The sequence below is a fragment of the Providencia sp. PROV261 genome (assembly GCF_028477945.1).
GTDB lineage: Bacteria > Pseudomonadota > Gammaproteobacteria > Enterobacterales > Enterobacteriaceae > Providencia > Providencia stuartii.
This window is the reverse complement of record NZ_JAMPMC010000006.1, coordinates 39,961-60,606: the sequence shown is the minus strand read 5'-3', so window position 1 is coordinate 60,606 and position 20,646 is coordinate 39,961. Positions and strand designations below refer to the sequence as shown.

Here is a 20,646-nt window from a genome sequence, read left to right as displayed (position 1 = left end):
CATTATGTTTGAACCAATGGAGCTAACCAACGATGCGGTGATTAAAGTCATCGGCGTTGGTGGCGGCGGCGGTAACGCCGTTGAACACATGGTGCGTGAACGTATTGAAGGCGTGGAATTCTTCGCCGTCAATACTGATGCACAGGCACTGCGTAAAACTGCAGTCGGACAAACAATCCAGATCGGTACTGGTATCACTAAAGGCCTTGGCGCGGGTGCAAACCCAGAAGTCGGTCGCAATGCCGCTGAAGAAGATCGTGAAGCTTTACGTAATGCACTTGAAGGTGCTGACATGGTCTTTATTGCAGCTGGTATGGGTGGTGGTACAGGTACAGGTGCTGCCCCAGTTGTGGCTGAGGTTGCCAAAGAGCTGGGCATCTTAACAGTTGCTGTTGTGACTAAGCCATTCAACTTTGAAGGCAAAAAGCGCATGGCATTTGCGGAATCAGGTATCACTGAGCTATCTAAGCATGTTGACTCATTGATTACGATTCCAAATGATAAATTATTAAAAGTCTTGGGTCGTGGTATCTCTTTACTTGATGCATTTGGCGCAGCTAACGATGTACTGAAAGGCGCTGTTCAAGGTATTGCGGAACTGATCACACGCCCAGGTCTGATGAACGTGGACTTTGCTGACGTACGTACTGTGATGTCAGAGATGGGCTACGCAATGATGGGGTCCGGTGTGGCTCGTGGTGAAGATCGTGCTGAAGAAGCGGCTGAAATGGCAATTTCAAGTCCACTGTTGGAAGATATCGATCTGTCTGGCGCACGTGGTGTTCTTGTCAACATTACCGCTGGTTTCGACCTGCGTTTGGATGAGTTTGAAACGGTGGGTAATACCATCCGCGCATTCGCATCTGATAATGCAACCGTCGTAATTGGTACATCACTTGACCCTGAGATGAATGATGAATTGCGCGTGACTGTCGTGGCTACCGGTATCGGTATGGACAAACGCCCTGAAATCACTCTGGTGAATAACAAGATGTCACAGCAAGCGTCTATGGAGCAGCGTTATCAGCAAATGCAAAATAGCATGTCTTCTCTGACAGAGGAAAAACCAGTTGCTGCGAAAGCGGTGAATGACCAAAATACGCAAGCGAATAAAGAACCTGATTACTTGGATATTCCGGCATTTTTGCGTAAACAGGCCGATTAATTTTAATTAATATTGGATTCTCCGCTTTTTGTGCTAAACTTTCCCGCTGGTTATCTAGTAAGATAATCAGCAGGACGGATAACATTGCGAGAAAAATACGATGATCAAACAAAGGACACTTAAACGTATAGTTGAAGCGACTGGTGTTGGTTTACATACCGGCAAAAAAGTCACGCTTACTCTGCGTCCAGCGGCGGCAAACACCGGGGTCATCTACCGTCGTACTGACCTAAATCCTCCGGTTGATTTTCCGGCTGATGCTAAGTCTGTCCGCGATACCATGTTATGTACTTGCTTAGTCAACGAAGACAACGTGCGTATTTCGACCGTAGAGCATCTGAATGCTGCTTTGGCAGGATTAGGTATCGATAACATTGTTATTGAAGTCAATGCGCCTGAAATCCCGATCATGGATGGCAGTGCAGCACCGTTCGTTTTCTTATTACTAGATGCTGGTATTGAAGAATTGAACAGTGCGAAAAAATTCTTACGTATAAAAGAGAAAGTACGTGTAGAAGATGGTGATAAATGGGCAGAATTTGCACCATACAATGGTTTTAGCCTAGATTTTACCATTGACTTTAATCACCCAGCGATTGATAGCAGCACTCAACGTTATAAGCTGGATTTTTCAGCAGAAGCGTTTGTACGCCAAATTAGTCGTGCGCGTACATTTGGTTTTATGCGTGATATTGAATATCTGCAATCCCAAGGCTTATGCTTAGGTGGTAGCTTCGATTGCGCTATCGTTGTTGATGACTATCGTGTACTCAACGAAGATGGCCTACGTTTTGAAGATGAATTCGTTCGTCACAAAACTCTCGACGCTATTGGTGACCTATTCATGTGTGGACATAATATTATTGGTGCATTTACTGCATACAAGTCAGGCCACGCATTGAATAACAAACTTCTACAAGCGGTATTAGCAAAAGAATCTGCTTGGGATCTGGTCACATTTGAAGATGAAGCTGAATTGCCGGTGGCATTCAAAGCACCTTCAACTGTTTACGCCTAATCACACTGATAATAGTCAGTGTTGAGTAAGCAGTGATATTACTACCACATATATAATGATGTGTTAGTCTTTTCTGTTGGTTGTACTGGTACTCTCTCCGGCCAGTGCAGCCAGCCGCTCTAATCTCTCTTTTAATCTCTTCGGGCTATTCTCCGCTAAATGCAAAAGTTGTTTTGCCGTTTCTGTACTGATCTTACGTTTATTCGCAACCTGAGCAGTTTTAGCTGTTTGATTATTCAGTGAGCTATTTTCAGCCTTTTTTCGCATGAGAACGGGATTGATTCTGATGTCTATAGAAGATAAAGATGGTAGAATAGAGTTTCGTAATGCAGAAAGTAGCTGAAGTTTTTCGTAATTCAGTCGCGTCATCCAACTTGCGTTAGCAACTTCGATAACCAAAATGCAATTACGGTAGTTTGCTACGCGGCACATGGGTTTTAATTCGCTTGGCAGCAGTGCTTTAACGGCTTTGTTTAGTTTATTAATCGCGATAGCATTACGTTGAATGGTGAGCAAGGGGCTGCGCGTTTTTGCGAGTGACTCCTCAAGAACATCGAACAAAGCTTGTGGGTGGCTATCTCTCATTGTTAGCTCCGTCTAAATAGGTAGGTTTAGTATCTAAGTATACTCTAAATTACCAAGGCTGTAGCAAGGTGCTGTTGGGTGTTTGAGAAAATCGCGCCAACAAGGGCCACAATCATAGAGATTGGTGAGTTATAGCAAGCGGGTATGGTTGGCATGCTGTTAAGCAATCATGAATAAGAATGGTATATTAGAAATATAATATAAGACTTTGATGGGCATTTTAAATCTTTGGCGACAATTTGGTATAAAATACTTTTGGCCGCACCTTTTACTAGGGGTTGTGGCTACGAGCATTGGCATGCCTGGGATTTTAAATGCGTTATCTGATGCTCAGCAAACGCAGTTCAACTCCTCTTCAATTAATCGCCAAAACCAAGCGGTTAATGCGTTTGATAATTTATTTGCTCAGCAAAGCCCTCAGCGCTCCTCATCATCGTCTTCTTATTCAGTGAATTACTGGCAGCAGCATGCGGTCAGGAATGTGATTAGGCAATTAACATTCGCTTTTTCAATCTCTGAAGATGATGATGCAAATCAACAAGATGAAAAAAAAGGGCCACTGTTAGCACCTCAAGTCATGCTTGATACGTTGTATGCCATGTTGGCACAACGTTCACTTCAATGGAGTGATAGTTTCGATCAAACTGATCACTATGCTTACCCTCATTTCGTTGCATACCAACCCGCTATTTGGGTTGCTCAGGTACATGGTATCCGTGCGGGCCCTGCTTTCAGTTAATTGTTAGTTTTATTTAAGCATCTGTTCGAGATGCGCTGTATTTATTCAAAATACAGGGTTTTACTATTTAGTAATTAACTGAATTACCTGAGAATATATCAATATGTTAACAAAATTATTAACCAAGGTTTTTGGTAGTCGTAATGATCGTACTCTACGTCGCTTGCGTAAAGAGGTTGAAAAAATCAATCGTCTTGAGCCTGAATTTGAAAAATTGAGCGATGATGAGCTTAAGGCAAAAACGCAGGAATTTCGTGATCGCCTAAGCAAGAATGAAAGTCTCGAAAGCTTGATCCCAGAAGCGTTTGCGACAGTGCGTGAAGCCAGTAAACGTGTTTTCGGTATGCGCCATTTCGACGTACAGTTGATTGGTGGTATGGTTCTGAATGAACGTTGTATCGCTGAGATGCGTACAGGTGAAGGTAAAACACTTACCGCGACATTGCCAGCTTACTTGAATGCCTTAACGGGTAAAGGGGTTCACGTTGTTACAGTAAACGACTACTTAGCTAAGCGTGACGCCGAAAATAACCGTCCTTTATTTGAATTTTTAGGTTTAACCGTTGGTATCAACCTTCCGGGTATGCCTGCTGCGCTGAAACGTGAGGCTTATGCGGCTGACATCACTTACGGAACTAACAACGAATTCGGTTTCGACTATCTACGTGATAACATGGCATTTAGCCCAGAGGAGCGCGTACAGCGTAAACTTCATTATGCGTTAGTGGATGAGGTTGACTCCATTCTTATCGACGAAGCTCGTACCCCACTGATTATTTCAGGCCCTGCTGAAGACAGTTCAGAGCTGTATAAAAAAGTCGATAAATTAATTCCTAAGCTAGTGCGTCAAGAAAAAGAAGATTCAGACACTTTCCAAGGCGAAGGTCACTTCTCTGTTGATGAAAAATCACGTCAAGTTACGCTGACTGAACGCGGCTTGGTGCTGATTGAGCAGCTGCTGACAGAAGCAGGCTTAATGGAAGAGGGGGAATCACTCTATTCGCCATCTAACATTATGTTGATGCACCATGTTATGGCCGGCCTACGTGCGCATGCGCTATTTACTTTGGATGTCGACTATATCGTTAAAGATGGTCAAGTTATCATTGTTGACGAACATACAGGTCGTACAATGGAAGGGCGTCGTTGGTCAGATGGTCTGCACCAAGCTGTTGAAGCCAAAGAAGGTGTTGAGATCCAAAACGAAAACCAAACATTGGCATCGATTACATTCCAAAACTATTTCCGTTTGTACGAAAAACTTGCTGGTATGACAGGTACAGCGGATACCGAAGCATTTGAATTTAGTTCTATCTATAAACTCGATACGATTGTTATTCCAACTAACCGTCCAATGATCCGTAAAGATTTACCTGATCTGGTTTATATGACAGAAACAGATAAATTTGCGGCTATTATCGAAGATATTCGTGAAAGAACACAAAATGGTCAGCCTGTTCTGGTCGGTACAATCTCAATTGAAAAGTCAGAGTTAATTTCTAACGCGCTTAAAAAAGCAAAAATTGAGCATAACGTATTGAATGCTAAATTCCACGCCTTAGAAGCAGATATTGTTGCAAACGCGGGTCAAGCGGGAGCAGTAACTATCGCGACTAACATGGCAGGTCGTGGTACCGATATTATGTTAGGTGGTAGCTGGCAGACAGAAGTTGCTGCTTTAGAATCGCCAACTCAAGAGCAAATCGATGAAATTAAAGCACGTTGGAAAGAGCGCCATGATGCCGTTCTTGCCGCGGGTGGTTTGCATATCATTGGTACAGAGCGCCATGAATCCCGCCGTATTGATAACCAGTTACGTGGTCGTGCGGGTCGTCAAGGGGATGCCGGTTCTTCTCGCTTCTACTTATCAATGGAAGATGCGCTTATGCGTATTTTTGCGTCTGATCGTGTCACAGGCATGATGCGTAAATTAGGTATGAAACCTGGTGAGGCGATTGAGCATCCATGGGTAACCAAAGCGATTGCTAATGCACAGCGTAAAGTAGAAAACCGTAACTTTGATATTCGTAAGCAACTTCTTGAGTACGATGATGTTGCGAGTGACCAACGTCGTGCTATTTATAGTCAGCGTAACGAATTGCTCGATGGTGGTGACATTAAAGAAACCGTGGATAGCATTCGTGAAGATGTCTTTACGGCAACAATCGATACTTATATTCCACCGCAATCACTAGAAGAAATGTGGGATATTGAAGGCCTACAAAAACGACTGGTGAGTGACTTTGATTTAGATTTACCCATTAAAGAGTGGCTGGATAAAGAACCAGAGTTACATGAAGAAACGCTTCGTGAGCGTATAATGGAAAAAGCCATCGAAGTCTATCAGAAGAAAGAAGAGATTGTTGGCGCAGAAATGATGCGTAACTTTGAAAAAGGTGTCATGCTACAAACGTTAGATACGTTGTGGAAAGAACACTTAGCTTCGATGGACTATTTACGCCAAGGTATCCATTTACGTGGTTACGCACAAAAAGATCCGAAACAAGAATATAAACGTGAATCTTTCAACATGTTCGCGAATATGCTTGAATCGTTAAAATATGAAGTAATCAGTACACTTTCTAAAGTACAAGTTCGTTTGCCTGAAGAAGTTGAAGCTTTAGAGCAACAGCGTAAAGAAGAAGCTGAGCGTTTAGCTAGAAGACAACAGTTAAGCCATGAAGCTGGCGCTGAATCATTGATGTCTGAAGCGGAAGCGCGAATAGCAACACAAGGTCATAAAATTGGTCGTAATGACCCATGTCCTTGTGGTTCAGGTAAAAAATACAAACAGTGTCATGGTCGGTTAAAATAATTAATTATTACATCAAACAAGGCGGGGTAACCCGCCTTTTTAACGAAGAAATTATGGAAAAAAAACACCTTTATATCGCTGCTGGAATTATTCGTAATAACGCGCAAAAAATATTTATTACAGAGCGTCCAAGTGGAACGCATATGGCCGGTTTTTGGGAATTTCCCGGGGGAAAACTGGAAAACGGCGAACACCCGCAAGATGCACTTATCCGTGAACTAGAAGAAGAAGTTGGCATTATCGTCACTGAATGTGAGCTTTTTCATTGTGTCGAACACGAATTTGATGAACGTTATGTCACTTTATACTTCTTTATGGTTTCAGATTGGGAAAATGAACCTTATGGGAAAGAGGGGCAAAAAGGGCGTTGGGTCGATCAAAAAGACTTGGTCGCAAGTGAATTTCCTCCAGCTAACCGAGTGATTATTGATATGTTAAACGCAGAAGATATTCACTGAGATTAAGTTAGGGGTTGTTGACGATAAACCGGGGTCGTATCCCAAGGTAAACAGCCATATTAGTGTTTTCTTGTTCGTGTAGAAAAATATCATTACTAGCTTATAGCAGCAGGATATTTATCAAAAATGCTTTATATCTCAATCTATCTCAGAGGAATGATTGGGATATAAAGCTCATCACTTATGTTGCTACTGGTCGGGTTGTTCGCTCCAGTTATCGCTGTCAGAAATATCCCCTTGGCTGGTAATACGCTTTTCTTCAGCAGCCCATTCACCTAGGTCAATGAGCTGACAGCGTTTACTGCAAAAGGGCCGATAAGGGCTTTCTTCACCCCAAACCACAACTTTTTGGCAAGTTGGACAATTAACTTCAATTTTCTCAGTCATTTATTACTACCCCTTATTAGCAGCAGGATAATTCAAAGGCCATCGTTGTGGGTACAATACCATTTTCACTGTCAATGTGAAGAAAACGGATAGCAAATCGCGTTTTATGACCTGAAATCTGAGGGAAAATTAATTTATCGCTGGATAACTTCACTCTTAATAACTCTTTGTCTTCAACACTATCTTGATAAAAACCATTATGGCACTCTTTTAGCTCAAAAGCGCCTGCGTGGCGGATTAAGCTCAAGATAGTATCTAATGCATCTTTGAGTGGCATGAGACTCTTTAGCCACTCGCTAATAGCCTGATCTTTTTGTTCTTGTGGCATATGAAGCCATAACTGTAATGTGGGCAGATCGAAACTACAGCATCCACCAGGGATACTTAAGCGCTGGCGCACCATACTAATAATTTTGTCATTTCGTAATTGTTGACCAAATCTAGGCGCCGCGGTGATATTGGTAATCTTAGCCGCAAGATCATCAAGAAGTGTTGAGATCAACTGGTTGTCTGCATTTGGAGCCTCGGCCCATGCAGCTAAACGCTTACGCTGTTTTTCTAGCTCTTTGATCAGATCAGAGCGTACTTCACCTCTATCAAGGATTTCAATTAATTCTGAAACTGAGCGGAAAAAGGCAATACCAGAGGTATAGGATGTAATGTGACTAAGCTCATAAACCTGTTGTAATAGTGTTTCGAGCCTTAACCATGAGCGAATTTTTTCATTCAATGGATACTCGTAAGTGACGAAGTTTACAGTGTTTGATTCACTCATATTTATTTCCTATTTTTGCTGTTGTGCTAACGTCATATACTTTTCGTGCAATGTGGCTACCTTTTCAGCTATGTTTAATTCACCATCATGGTTTGTAATAACATCATCAGCTTGTAGTAAACGGTTTTCTCTGCTGGTTTGGGCTTTCAAAATATTCACTACATGCTCTTCACTCACATTGTCTCTTTGTACCGTGCGTAAAATTTGTTCTTCAGGGGTGACATCAATAACCAGCACCCGATTGGCAAGATGAGCGAGTTTATTTTCAAATAACAGAGGTACAACCCATAACACATAAGGGCTATCGGCCTGCTGTAATTGTTGTTGTGTTTCTTGATGAATTAAGGGATGAAGTAGGGCATTTAGCCATTGTTTCTCGGCGACATCAGAAAAAATAATTTCCCTAAGACGTTGTCGATTGAGAGAGCCATCAGGTTGAATAATGTCTGCGCCATAACGAGAGGCGATAGCTTCAAGAGCTGGTGAGCTAGGCTCGACGACTTTTCTGGCAATAATATCAGCATCAACTAGCGGTATTCCTAGCTTGGCAAAGTGATTCGCAACGGTTGTTTTACCGCTACCGATCCCCCCTGTTAATGCAACAATATAGCTCATAATCTTCTTCATTCTATTGAAAAATAGTAGGTTACACGGATTTTTTTGATTTGTCTTCACTCACAAGATAATACGCACGGTAGGTTTACTGATCTTAACATCCGCAAGTAGTTTTATAGCATAAATAGGCAAAATGCTATCCTATAATTAAGCCATTAAATCCCTGTTATAACATTTCCTAAATTGAAGATAGGGAGGTACATTGCCACCATAATAGTTCCAACGAGGAATGCCATTAGCAATAGTAAGATAGGTTCGAGATTCTTTAATGACTTTTCAGTTAAGCTAGTATGTTGCGTTGAAAAATGTGTAAATAAATACTGTAAGAAGTGAGGAAGCTGACCAGACTCTTCTGCAACAGCGATTAGCTGATGCACAATACTTGGAAAGAAAGCGCTGTTTTTAACGGCAGCAGATAATGACTCCCCTTTTAAAACAGCATGATATACAGAAAGGCTTTCTTTTTTATACAACGGATTATGCAGTGTATCCGCTGTACATTTTAAACATTCTGTTAGCGGCAAACCCGCTTGGAGTGTTGAGGATAAGGTTAAGAAAAAGATATTCAAGTTACTATTTTTAATTAATTTTTTGATAGGTGGAACATAAAATAGCAACGTAATAATGAATCTTACGGTATTCGCTTTAAATTTCCAAATCAGTAATGAAATAATTAGCGTTATAAGTAAAAAATAAGGAAAATAATCAGTGACCAAATTAGATAAATAGATCATGATTTTTGTGATTAAAGGAAGCTCGTGTTGAAAACTTTGATAAATAGTTTCAAATTGTGGTAACACATAAACTAACATAATGAAGATTAATGCGATAGAAAATAATGTTAATACAATAGGGTATCTAAGTGACTTAGTGATTTTTTTCTTTGTCTCTTCATTGTGTTTTAGCATACCTGCAATGATTTTAAAGTTATTTTCATAATTTCCGGTTTTTTCTGCGACGCTTATTAAACTGATTATGGTGGGGGTGAAGATGTCAGGGTGTTTTCTTAAGCTATCAGAAAACCGATTGCCTTTCTTTAAGTCAGTGATCGTCGATGTGATAATCTTTTGCCAAAATGGTGAGTGTGTGTTTTTTTGCAAAATATATAGACTTTGGAGTAAATTAATACCGGATGATACGAGGGAATTTAGTTGATAGAAAAAATGCGTTCGGTAGTTAATATTGGCCGCGTTGAGAATGAATATGGCTTTTAAACGAATATGAAGTGGAGTTTGTTCCGCTTCTAAGAGTTCAATAAAGGCTGATTTTTTATTTTTAGAAATAATAAAATCTTGGACAATATTATTATCATGAGATAAAGCGGTATAAGAATAGATAAACATTAAATAATCTCCCCTGTCCCTGTAATAGCATAGAGCTCTTGTAATGTGGTTTCACCTGCTTCAATTAAGTTCAATCCATCCTGAAAAAGTGTTTGAAAATGAGTGATACATTGTTTTCCATGCTGAAAAATCTCAGTCAGTGCATCTTGCCCTAGATACTCATATATGGCGGTTCTCCCCATAAACCCTGCAAAACAGAGATCACATCCCGTGGATGACCACTCTTTAATCGTTTTATTGTCGCTAATTTGTGTATTTTTAGGGGGTGTGACTTTACAGTTTGGGCATAATCGGCGTACCAGCCTTTGTGCAATCACCATTTTTAAGCAAGAACTCAATTGGGATTGACTCACACCTAATTGCGCCATCCTTTCAATGGCGCTAAATGTGCAATTGGTATGTAGAGTTGATAAGACTAAATGGCCTGTTTGTGCGGCTCTGGTTGCTATTTGTGCCGTTTCTTCATCTCGAATTTCTCCTACCATGATAATATCAGGATCTTGCCGGAGTAAGGCTCTTAGTATGTGAGCGAAACTCAAGCCATATTTATCGTTTACTTGAACTTGGTTAATTCCAGATAGTGGGATCTCAATAGGGTCTTCAATGGTAGATATGTTACGTGAAGATTGGTTGAGATACTCTAATGCACTATAGAGCGTGACGGTTTTCCCACTGCCAGTCGGGCCTGTGACAAGAATTAAGCCCTGTGGTTGCAATAGCTCTTTTTTTAAACTTAATAGCAAATTATTGTGCATCCCTATTTGTTCTATAGAATACTTTAGCTGGGTGCTAAGTATCCGTAGAACCAATTTTTCACCATATAATGTTGGTATCGTTGACAGGCGAATACTGTAATTATGCCCTTCGAAATGCCAACTCATTTGCCCATCTTGTGGTAATCGCTTCTCTGCAATATTCAATTTGGCAACTATTTTTATTCGAGCAATAATTTCATTATTGATTTCGAGAGGTGGCGAAGGAATAAAATAGAGCTTGCCATCTACACGTAAACGGATTTTTATCCCTTGTTTTGATGGTTCGATATGAATATCAGATGCGCGTTTTCTTACCGCTGTTTTGAGCATATTCTCTACAAAATCGACGGCGGGTGAACGTGTATCTAGCTGCTCGGCGCCATTAGGTTGATAGTTTGTTTCTGGCTCTTGGATCTCCTCATATTTTTTATTGAAGTAATGATCAATCTTTTCTTTTGGCCAAATGTCATAGCATACCGGCACGCTAGCAATAAAACGTAAAGTAGCAAGTATATTGTCATCTGGCTTTTTAGGTACACCTATAGATAATCTTTTATGATTGTAATCAACAATAATAATATAGTGTTTATCACAAATACTTTTTAATTCTTTAAATATAAAATCTCTTTCCCTGGTGCTATTCATAAACTTACCTTATATTAAAAGATGAAGGTATTTTCACATAATGCTTTTAATTTACTGTCACTATCATGTTCGCAGGCTACTTGCCATTGGAATGGTGAACTATCAGTAGGGATAATTGGGGTTAAAGTCACAGAGAGATTGGCAAGACTCTTATCGGCTATAAAGTTAATAATGCCTGACTTTACATCTATTGTTTTGATATATTTTCCTTTTATATTATTAGGAATATTTTCACTTCCTGCATTACAGCCAGTTAATGAGCCTTTATTAAACGCGCAAATTTCAATATTATTCTTATATGGTAAAACTGTTTGTAATACATCGGTTATTGCCGCTTTTTGCATATAACCTTGATATCCCGGTATTGCAATAGCACTTAATATAGAAATTATTGCAATGACAACCATTATTTCAATTAAAGAAAATCCTTGTTGATTCATATAGCCTCCTTGTTGAGTGAGGAGGTATCTTAAATTGTTCCATTTGATTATTTAATCTCTTCAAACCCTGCATACGAGCACCTACGAAAAATTAAAATAAAAAATGTATCGTATTACATTTTCTTGGGAGAAGACTCGCAAAGGTAAATATGGTGGACAATAAAATATCGCGTTAATGAGAAAGTATGATAAAACTAATGAGTAGAAGCGGGGGAAGTTGGGGCTATTTTAGAGTGAATGCTATAAACCTCGCGAAGTGTGGATTGGGATATAAGACGAAAAACCTAAAGGGCTTTAAAGAGTAATCTATCGTTGAACATGACTGACAATCCACATCCGGCATAAGGGAATTATAGGGGGTAATAGCTGAGCTTGTCGTATCAGCCGACAAAGAGCAGTCTTATCCGTCATATCGGCATTTGCGGGCCGAAAAGTGGAAAGCTTCGCGGTTTATGGCGAGGGAGGGGCAGTCATTGTAGAGACTTAAAAGAGTCCATCTAAAGTAGGTTTAAACAGAGATAAGGCACTCAGTTAAGTCGGTTGCACTATAAATTATATTATCTTTTATGTTTTAACAGGGCCTTGAATTGTTGCCAATCAAAATAAGGGCCGGGATCTGTTTTACGGCCGGGGGCAATGTCGCTGTGACCGGTGATGTTATCTTGTAATTCAGGGTATAGCTCAATAAGAGCATGTGTCAGTTTTACTAGCGAATTGTATTGTAAAGGCGTGAAAGGCTCAAAATCCGTGCCTTCAAGCTCGATTCCAATTGAAAAATCATTACATTTTTCTCTACCCTTATAAAGGGATTGCCCGGCGTGCCAAGCTCTTAAATGAAAAGGAACATATTGAATAATCTCGCCATCACGGCGAATTAAACAGTGGGCTGAAACACGAAGGTGTTTGATTTCATCAAAAAAGGCATGCTCTGTTGGGTCGAGTGTTCCAGTAAAAAGTTGGTTGATATAAGGCCCACCAAATTGGCCGGGGGGTAAGCTAATATTATGGATAACTAACAGGGAAGGGATAATGTTCTCAGGGCGCTCATCATGGTGTGGTGAAGGGATATGAGTCACATTTTGTAGCCAGCCATTATGTATTTTTATCTCTGGTAGCATAGTATTCCCGTTTTATTACTCGCTTATATTCGTTATCTTGAGTTGAGAAGATTAGCATATACACAAAATTATTCGAGATGTATGTTTGTAGCGGTGGTTCTATTTTCATACCCAAGCACATTGAGTTGTATGTACTGTAATAGCTTAGATGATTGGGCGATAGCAAGATGAATAACGTGCGCCATAAGGCTTGATACATGATGGGTATAGATAGCAATGGGCACAAGAAATTTATTGGAGTGGATTGATGGCGACGAGGCGTTATAACGAAGAACAAAGACGTGAATTATTGCTTGAAAGGTTAAATAGCGATATTCCATTTATAGTAAGCCACGCGTTAAAAGAAGATCTTGGGCAAACAGTTGATTTTAAGCAAGATATTACGGGGCAGCTTTTACAACCTACTTCACAAGCTAAAGCGCGTATTATTACACGGGAAGAAGGCGTTTTTTGTGGACAAAAATGGTTAGAAGAAGTTTTTAGCCAGCTTGGTGGGCAAGTTAGCATTGTATGGCATGTGAATGATGGAGATAAGGTTGCGCCAAATCAGCTGCTTTGTGAAATGTCAGGGCCTTCACAAGTATTACTCACTGGAGAAAGAACGGCATTGAACTTTATCCAGACATTGTCTTCTGTTTCTACTGTAACTGCTCAGTATGTGGCGAAAATTGAAGGCACAAGAACCAAATTATTAGATACACGTAAAACGATCCCCGGTTTAAGAAGTGCTCTTAAATATGCAGTACTAATGGGTGGAGGTTTTAATCATCGTCTTGGTTTATCAGATGCTTATTTAATTAAAGAAAACCATATCATTTCGGCAGGCTCTGTTGCTCAAGCAGTGGCGTTAGCGAGGCAAGCTCATCCGGAAGTTCCTATTGAGGTTGAAGTTGAAGATTTAACTGAATTACTTCAAGCATTAAAGGCGAATGCAGACATTATTATGCTTGATAATTTCACTGTCACGATGATGAAAGAGGCTGTTGTACTGACAGCGGGTAAAGCCGCTCTCGAGGTGTCTGGTGATGTTACATTAGATACTATTAGAGAATTTGCGGAAACTGGGGTTGATTTCATTTCTGTTGGTGCATTGACGAAACATATTAGAGCGATGGATCTTTCAATGCGTTTTATTGAAGAAAAATAAGCAATATAGCCAGGACTCCCATCGCTAACCTAGTGCCCGATGATGGCCGCATTTAGCAACAACAGAATAAATATTAACCATCATAACTCCCCCTTTCTCATAACAAGAAAGGGGGAAGAGATTTTCTGTTTATTTAGTCACAACAGTGGGCATTTTGCCTTGATTCATGTATGGCAGCAGTAATAGCAAATATGAAAATTGAGAGCCGTTAGCTTAACAAATCCACCTTATTACGCTGTGCATAAAACTAAAACGTGGGAGTGATAGACCAACGCTTTTTACTCAGAAGGTGGATTTTGAGTATGGCCTTGATATTAGCTTGTTGATTACTAGCTAACGAAAATAAATATTGGAGCGATAGGCCGCGAAAGCGAGCATCGCCGTCTCATGCTAGTAGGCCTCCTAGGTTGAGGCAGGCTTATTTTTTCGTATAGGTAGTATCATCTAGGGCGCTTTGCTGTTTTTTGAACTATTCTAGGTGTATTCATTCCAACTAATTAGCCAGACATTTTTATCTATAAAACGCAGTGCAGTTAGAGTCTAATCAAGATGTAACCTCATCATTAATCGATAGATGAGCCGATTACAGATTTTTATATCGTGTAGCCTTGCTATCTTGGTGAATATAGACAACGCTTACATTGCGTAAAATAACAAATGACGTGAATATTTAACTAGATTGTTAAGGTTGCTCCTTGCGGATCTGCGTTTGAAACGGTTATTGTGAGCTAATTTGGTTATTATTCGTTATTATTGAATATTAAAACACTAATGGTTTGGCTATATCGATTCAGTTAGCGTGTTTATAGCATAGAAATTCGCTTTAAATGTTAAATTACCGTGCTGGCAATCGGAGGATTAGTTATCAAAACATGCTAAAATTTAAAAAAATCTGTTAAAATTTGCAGGATTTTATGATTTAGCTCAAGGTCTTTATGGACAGTTAGTGAATACTTTGTTACTTTATTAATCCGTAAAGAAATTGGTATTACCAATTAACACTGAGCAATACCTAATCAATAATTAATCACTAACGATCATGGCAGGTTATGGCTTACGGTAAAATTCGCCAACCAAAATTATCAGATGTTATTGAGCAGCGCCTCGAGCATCTTATTTTCGAAGGGACATTGCGCCCCGGCGAAAAGCTGCCTCCTGAACGTGAGCTGGCAAAACAGTTCGACGTTTCTCGGCCATCAGTGCGTGAAGCTATCCAAACTCTTGAAGCTAAAGGTCTATTATCTCGCCGCCAAGGTGGGGGAACTTTTGTTCAAAAACAGATGTGGCAAAGTTTTAGCGACCCACTAACTGAACTTCTTACGGGGAATCCCGAATCTCAATTTGATCTTCTTGAAACACGCCATGCCCTTGAAGGGATAGCTGCTTATTATGCGGCGTTGCGTGGTACGGATGAGGATTTGGAGCGAATTCGACAAAGCTATGAGCTAATTATTAAAGCTCAACAAAGTGGCGATATTAATGCGGAATCAAATGCGGTTTTGCAATATCAACTGATTGTCACAGAAGCGGCGCATAATGTGGTGATACTGCATTTGTTACGTTGTATGGTGCCAATGTTGGAACAGAATATTCGTCAAAACTTTGAGTTTTTGTATACCCGCAAAGAAATGTATAAAGCAGTTAGTGAACATCGAGCTCAAATATTCTCCGCTATAATGGCAAGAGAGCCTGAGAAGGCAAGGGAGGCTTCCCATCGCCATTTAGCCTTTATTGAAGAGCTACTTTTGGATATTAGTCGTGAACAAACAAGGCGGGAGCGTTCTCTACGTAGGTTGCAGCAACATCCTGAATTAAATTAGTAATGCAGATTACTGACTGCTGCGTCTGCATTACTGTGACTACTCTCTGTGAGAGTTCTAGCGGCAACAACAGCAGGGCCTATCTTCTCGCTATTTTGTAGAAAGTAGCGCGAAGATAGGCTCCACATAAACATTAAAAAATAGATAACAGATAAGGAATACACCATGTCAGATATGTTGAAAAATGACGTGGATCCGATTGAAACTCGCGACTGGCTACAGGCGATTGAATCGGTCATCCGTGAAGAAGGTGTTGATCGTGCTCAGTTCATTATCGAACAGGTATTGAATGAAGCGCGTAAAGGCGGTGTTAACATTGCTGCTGGTGCATCTGGTAGTTCTGATTATATCAACACTATTGCTGTTGAAGACGAGCCTGCATACCCTGGTAACATGGATTTGGAGCGCCGTATTCGCTCCGCAATTCGTTGGAACGCAGTCATGACTGTACTGCGTGCTTCTAAAAAAGACTTAGAGCTGGGTGGCCATATGGCATCATACCAGTCTTCTGCAACTTTATATGAAGTCTGTTTTAACCATTTCTTCCGCGCTCATAACAACAATGATGGCGGTGACTTGGTCTTTTTCCAAGGTCATATCTCCCCAGGGATCTACGCACGCGCATTCTTGGAAGGTCGTTTAACTGAAGAGCAGATGAATAACTTCCGCCAAGAAATTGGTGGTAAAGGTCTGTCTTCTTATCCACACCCTAAATTAATGCCTGATTTCTGGCAATTCCCAACTGTCTCAATGGGTCTTGGTCCGCTAAATGCTATTTATCAAGCGAAATTCTTGAAATATCTTGAAAACCGCGGCCTGAAAGACACTTCAGCTCAAAGAGTGTACGCTTTCTTAGGCGATGGTGAGATGGATGAGCCAGAATCTAAAGGTGCTATCACTATCGCGACACGCGATAAGCTAGATAACCTTGTATTCGTGATTAACTGTAACTTACAGCGTCTAGATGGCCCTGTTACAGGTAACGGTAAAATTGTCAACGAGCTGGAAGGTATCTTTAATGGTGCAGGCTGGCAAGTCATCAAAGTTATGTGGGGCGATCGTTGGGACGAGTTGCTGCGTAAAGACACTAGCGGCAAACTGGTTCAATTAATGAACGAAACCCTTGATGGTGATTATCAAACATTCAAATCACGTGATGGCGCGTACGTTCGTGAGCACTTCTTCAATCGTTACCCAGAGACTGCTGCATTAGTTAAAGACATGACTGATGACGAAATTTGGGCGCTGAACCGTGGTGGTCATGATCCGAAGAAAGTGTATGCCGCATTTAAAAAAGCAGCAGAAACTAAAGGCAAGCCAACTGTTATTTTAGCTCAGACCATCAAAGGTTATGGTATGGGTGAAACAGCTGAAGGTAAGAACATTGCGCACCAAGTGAAGAAAATGAACATGGACGGTGTTCGTCACTTCCGTGATCAATTCAATGTGCCTGTGGCTGATGATCAACTGGAAAAACTGCCATTTATTACTTTTGATAAAGATTCAGAAGAATACAAATATCTGCATGAGCGTCGTCAAGCTCTAGGTGGTTATCTACCAGCACGTCGTACGCACTTTGATGAGAAATTAGAAATCCCTACGTTATCTGATTTCAGCCAATTGCTAGAAGAGCAATCAAAAGAAATTTCAACCACTATCGCATTTGTTCGTGCGTTAAACGTGATGTTGAAAAACAACTCTATCAAAGACCGTTTAGTGCCAATCATTGCTGATGAAGCTCGTACTTTCGGTATGGAAGGTTTGTTCCGTCAAATTGGTATTTATAGCCCTAAAGGTCAGCAGTATACGCCTCAGGATCGTGAGCAAGTGGCTTACTATAAAGAAGACTCTAAAGGTCAGATCCTACAAGAAGGTATTAACGAGCTAGGTGCAGGTTCATCATGGTTAGCAGCTGCAACATCATACAGCACAAACAACCTGCCGATGATCCCATTCTACATTTACTACTCAATGTTTGGTTTCCAACGTATCGGCGACCTAATGTGGGCAGCGGGTGACCAGCAAGCTCGTGGTTTCTTGATTGGTGGTACTTCAGGCCGTACAACTTTAAATGGTGAAGGCTTACAACACGAAGATGGTCATAGCCATATTCAATCACTGACTATCCCTAACTGTATCTCTTATGACCCTGCTTATGCTTATGAAGTTGCCGTCATTATGCAGGATGGTTTAGAGCGTATGTATGGTGAAAAACAAGAGAACGTGTACTACTACATCACGACTCTGAATGAAAACTATCATATGCCTGCAATGCCTGAAGGTGCTGAAGAGGGGATCCGTAAAGGTATTTATAAACTGGATTCAATCGAAGGCAGCAAAGGTAAAGTTCAGTTGTTAGGTTCTGGTTCTATGATGCGTCATGTTCGCGAAGCAGCTAACATTCTGTCAGCGGAATATGGCATCGGTTCTGATGTGTATAGCGTTACTTCATTCACTGAATTGGCTCGTGATGGTCAAGATTGTGAACGTTGGAACATGCTGCATCCTTCTGAAGCACCACGTGTACCTTATGTTGCTCAGGTAATGAATGATGCGCCAGCCGTTGCATCAACTGACTATATGAAACTGTTTGCAGAACAAATTCGTACTTACGTACCAGCAAGCGATTACCGTGTATTAGGTACTGATGGTTTCGGTCGTTCTGACAGCCGTGAAAACCTACGTCACCACTTTGAAGTGGATACATCTTATGTAATCGTTGCGGCGTTAGGTGAATTGGCTAAACGTGGTGAAGTTGATGTTAAAGTCGTTGAAGAAGCGATTAAAAAATACAACATCAACCCAGAAAAAGTTAACCCACGTCTGGCATAAGAGGTAATAATCAATGTCTATTGAAATCCAAGTGCCTGATATCGGTGCTGATGAAGTTGAAGTCACCGAAGTTATGGTGAAAGTTGGTGATAAAGTAGAAGCAGAGCAATCGCTGATCACTGTTGAAGGCGATAAAGCATCTATGGAAGTCCCATCACCACAAGCAGGTGTGGTTAAAGAAATTAAAATTGCAGTAGGTGATAAAGTCACCACTGGCAAATTGATCATGGTCTTTGAATCAGCAGAAGGCGCGGCTCCGGCTGCGTCAGCAGAAGCACCAGCGGCACCAGCCGCTGCCCCAACAGCAGCAGCTCTGAAAGAAGTGTCTGTTCCTGATATTGGCGGCGATGAAGTCGAAGTGACTGAGATCATGGTAAAAGTAGGTGATACAGTTGCAGAAGAGCAATCGCTGATCACTGTTGAAGGTGACAAAGCTTCCATGGAAGTTCCTGCACCCTTTGCTGGTACTGTAAAAGAAATCAAGATTGCGACTGGTGATAAAGTGAAAACAGGTTCACTGATCATGGTCTTTGAAGTTGCAGGATCAGCACCGGCAGCGGAAGCAGCACCTGCATCGGCACCTGCGTCAGCGCCAGCAGCTTCGGCAATTAAAGATGTTAATGTACCTGACATCGGTGGTGATGAAGTTGAAGTCACTGAGGTTATGGTGAACGTTGGTGATACTGTTTCGGCTGAGCAATCAATCATTACGGTTGAAGGCGATAAAGCATCAATGGAAGTTCCTGCACCCTTTGCCGGTACCGTGAAAGAGATCAAAATCGCCACTGGTGATAAAGTGAAAACAGGTTCACTGATCATGACGTTTGAAGTTGCAGGTGCAGCACCAGCAGCATCGGCACCAACTGCGTCACCAGCGCCAGCCGCTTCCGCTCCGGCAGCCGCACAGGCGCCAGCACCAGCACCAGCAAAAGCAGCTGATAGCAAAAATGAATTTGTTGAAAACGACGCTTATGTACATGCAACGCCAGTCATCCGCCGTTTAGCGCGTGAGTTTGGTGTTAACCTTGCTAAAGTAAAAGGAACGGGTCGTAAAGGTCGTATTCTGCGCGAAGACGTACAATCTTACGTTAAAGACGCCATCAAGCGTGCCGAAGCACCAGCCGCTGCGGGTGGTGGTTTACCGGGCATGTTGCCATGGCCAAAAGTGGATTACAGCAAGTTCGGTGAAGTTGAAGAAGTTGAACTGGGCCGTATCCAAAAAATCTCTGGTGCTAACCTAAGCCGTAACTGGGTGATGATCCCTCATGTTACGTTGATGGAAGAAGTCGACACTACAGATGTCGAAGACTTCCGTAAGCAGCAGAACAAAGAAGCTGAGAAGAAACAACTCGGTGTTAAAATCACGCCACTGGTGTTTGTGATGAAGGCTGTTGCTCGTGCGCTAGAAGAAATGCCTCGTTTCAATAGCTCTATTTCTGAAGATGGCCAACGCCTATTCATGAAGAAATATGTCAATATCGGTATCGCGGTTGATACGCCAAATGGCCTAGTTGTTCCTGTTATCAAAGACGTGAACAAAAAAGGCATTATGGAACTGTCTCGCGAACTGATGGAAGTTTCTAAGAAAGCGCGTGCAGGCAAATTAACAGCTTCTGATATGCAAGGTGGATGCTTCACTATTTCTAGCCTTGGTGGCATCGGAACAACTGGTTTTGCACCAATTGTTAATGCACCAGAAGTTGCAATTATGGGTCTATCTCGCTCTTCCATCAAACCAGTTTGGAATGGTAGTGAGTTTGTGCCTCGACTGATGTTGCCTATGTCTCTTTCATTCGACCACCGTGTGATCGACGGCGCTGATGGTGCTCGTTTCATCACCCTAGTAGGTCAATTGATGAGCGACATTCGTCGACTGGTGATGTAATAAATTAGGCCGGCTTATTAGCCGGTCTGTTTTATTTAGGCTGGGGCAGAATTTTTTACTGTTCATCCGAAACGTTGCGAGTTACGTCACGTAATGAGCCTTTT

Annotated in this window: 17 protein-coding genes; 9 read left to right on the top strand and 8 right to left on the bottom strand. The window is 41.3% G+C overall.

What is annotated here, in order from left to right; all coding sequences use genetic code 11:
* The first annotated feature begins 4 nt into the window (after positions 1 to 4).
* Together ftsZ and lpxC are read left to right on the top strand one after the other, a co-directional pair.
* A complete protein-coding gene (gene ftsZ, locus PR675_RS04510) occupies positions 5 to 1,165 on the top strand; it encodes a cell division protein FtsZ (RefSeq protein WP_014656415.1) in 1,161 nt (386 codons plus the stop codon).
* A 100-nt stretch (positions 1,166 to 1,265) separates the two neighbouring features.
* Complete coding sequence (gene lpxC / locus PR675_RS04505; protein WP_004921892.1) at positions 1,266 to 2,183, top strand: UDP-3-O-acyl-N-acetylglucosamine deacetylase; 918 nt, start codon at positions 1,266 to 1,268, stop codon at positions 2,181 to 2,183.
* A 63-nt stretch (positions 2,184 to 2,246) separates the two neighbouring features.
* On the opposite strand, the gene PR675_RS04500 is transcribed toward lpxC, so the two are convergent.
* Complete coding sequence (locus tag PR675_RS04500; protein WP_004921887.1) at positions 2,247 to 2,768, bottom strand: DUF721 domain-containing protein; 522 nt, start codon at positions 2,766 to 2,768, stop codon at positions 2,247 to 2,249.
* 211 nt (positions 2,769 to 2,979) lie between these two features.
* Here PR675_RS04500 and secM point away from each other — a divergent pair, with 211 nt between their 5' ends.
* From secM to mutT, 3 genes are all read left to right on the top strand, one after another.
* The gene (secM, locus tag PR675_RS04495; RefSeq protein ID WP_014656414.1) at positions 2,980 to 3,507 is read left to right on the top strand and encodes a secA translation cis-regulator SecM; all 528 of its coding nucleotides are present in this window, start codon (positions 2,980 to 2,982) and stop codon (positions 3,505 to 3,507) included.
* Positions 3,508 to 3,610: 103 nt separating this feature from the next.
* Positions 3,611 to 6,322 carry a preprotein translocase subunit SecA gene (gene secA / locus PR675_RS04490; RefSeq protein ID WP_272582692.1) on the top strand — a complete coding sequence of 904 codons (2,712 nt, stop codon included), beginning with the start codon at positions 3,611 to 3,613 and terminating at the stop codon, positions 6,320 to 6,322.
* 53 nt (positions 6,323 to 6,375) lie between these two features.
* Positions 6,376 to 6,780, top strand: a complete 405-nt coding sequence (gene mutT, locus PR675_RS04485) for an 8-oxo-dGTP diphosphatase MutT (RefSeq protein WP_060560868.1) — start codon at positions 6,376 to 6,378, stop codon at positions 6,778 to 6,780.
* A 189-nt stretch (positions 6,781 to 6,969) separates the two neighbouring features.
* On the opposite strand, the gene yacG is transcribed toward mutT, so the two are convergent.
* From yacG to ampD, 7 genes are all read right to left on the bottom strand, one after another.
* The gene (gene yacG / locus PR675_RS04480; protein WP_004921873.1) at positions 6,970 to 7,167 is read right to left on the bottom strand and encodes a DNA gyrase inhibitor YacG; all 198 of its coding nucleotides are present in this window, start codon (positions 7,165 to 7,167) and stop codon (positions 6,970 to 6,972) included.
* Between the two features lie 16 nt (positions 7,168 to 7,183).
* Entirely contained in the window at positions 7,184 to 7,942 is a 759-nt protein-coding gene (gene zapD / locus PR675_RS04475) for a cell division protein ZapD (protein WP_060560869.1), read from the bottom strand.
* Between the two features lie 9 nt (positions 7,943 to 7,951).
* Complete coding sequence (coaE, locus tag PR675_RS04470; RefSeq protein ID WP_060560870.1) at positions 7,952 to 8,557, bottom strand: dephospho-CoA kinase; 606 nt, start codon at positions 8,555 to 8,557, stop codon at positions 7,952 to 7,954.
* Positions 8,558 to 8,712: 155 nt separating this feature from the next.
* On the bottom strand, positions 8,713 to 9,900 hold the full coding sequence (locus PR675_RS04465) for a type II secretion system F family protein (protein ID WP_060560871.1): 1,188 nt from the start codon (positions 9,898 to 9,900) through the stop codon (positions 8,713 to 8,715).
* Positions 9,900 to 11,300, bottom strand: a complete 1,401-nt coding sequence (locus PR675_RS04460) for an ATPase, T2SS/T4P/T4SS family (protein ID WP_060560872.1) — start codon at positions 11,298 to 11,300, stop codon at positions 9,900 to 9,902. Before PR675_RS04460 ends, PR675_RS04465 begins: the two co-directional genes overlap by 1 nt.
* Before the next feature lie 14 nt (positions 11,301 to 11,314).
* The gene (gene ppdD, locus PR675_RS04455) at positions 11,315 to 11,740 is read right to left on the bottom strand and encodes a prepilin peptidase-dependent pilin (RefSeq protein WP_004921858.1); all 426 of its coding nucleotides are present in this window, start codon (positions 11,738 to 11,740) and stop codon (positions 11,315 to 11,317) included.
* A gap of 557 nt (positions 11,741 to 12,297) precedes the next feature.
* Positions 12,298 to 12,846 (bottom strand): 1,6-anhydro-N-acetylmuramyl-L-alanine amidase AmpD, encoded by a 549-nt coding sequence (ampD, locus tag PR675_RS04450; protein WP_053110645.1) that lies wholly within the window; start codon positions 12,844 to 12,846, stop codon positions 12,298 to 12,300.
* 259 nt (positions 12,847 to 13,105) lie between these two features.
* Between ampD and nadC the strand changes: the two genes are divergently transcribed.
* From nadC to aceF, 4 genes are all read left to right on the top strand, one after another.
* Positions 13,106 to 14,005, top strand: a complete 900-nt coding sequence (nadC, locus tag PR675_RS04445) for a carboxylating nicotinate-nucleotide diphosphorylase (protein ID WP_060560873.1) — start codon at positions 13,106 to 13,108, stop codon at positions 14,003 to 14,005.
* Between the two features lie 1,049 nt (positions 14,006 to 15,054).
* Complete coding sequence (gene pdhR, locus PR675_RS04440) at positions 15,055 to 15,825, top strand: pyruvate dehydrogenase complex transcriptional repressor PdhR (protein WP_014656406.1); 771 nt, start codon at positions 15,055 to 15,057, stop codon at positions 15,823 to 15,825.
* A gap of 165 nt (positions 15,826 to 15,990) precedes the next feature.
* A complete protein-coding gene (gene aceE / locus PR675_RS04435; protein ID WP_004921831.1) occupies positions 15,991 to 18,657 on the top strand; it encodes a pyruvate dehydrogenase (acetyl-transferring), homodimeric type in 2,667 nt (888 codons plus the stop codon).
* Between the two features lie 13 nt (positions 18,658 to 18,670).
* Positions 18,671 to 20,542 carry a pyruvate dehydrogenase complex dihydrolipoyllysine-residue acetyltransferase gene (aceF, locus tag PR675_RS04430; RefSeq protein WP_060560874.1) on the top strand — a complete coding sequence of 624 codons (1,872 nt, stop codon included), beginning with the start codon at positions 18,671 to 18,673 and terminating at the stop codon, positions 20,540 to 20,542.
* Positions 20,543 to 20,646 lie beyond the last annotated feature (104 nt).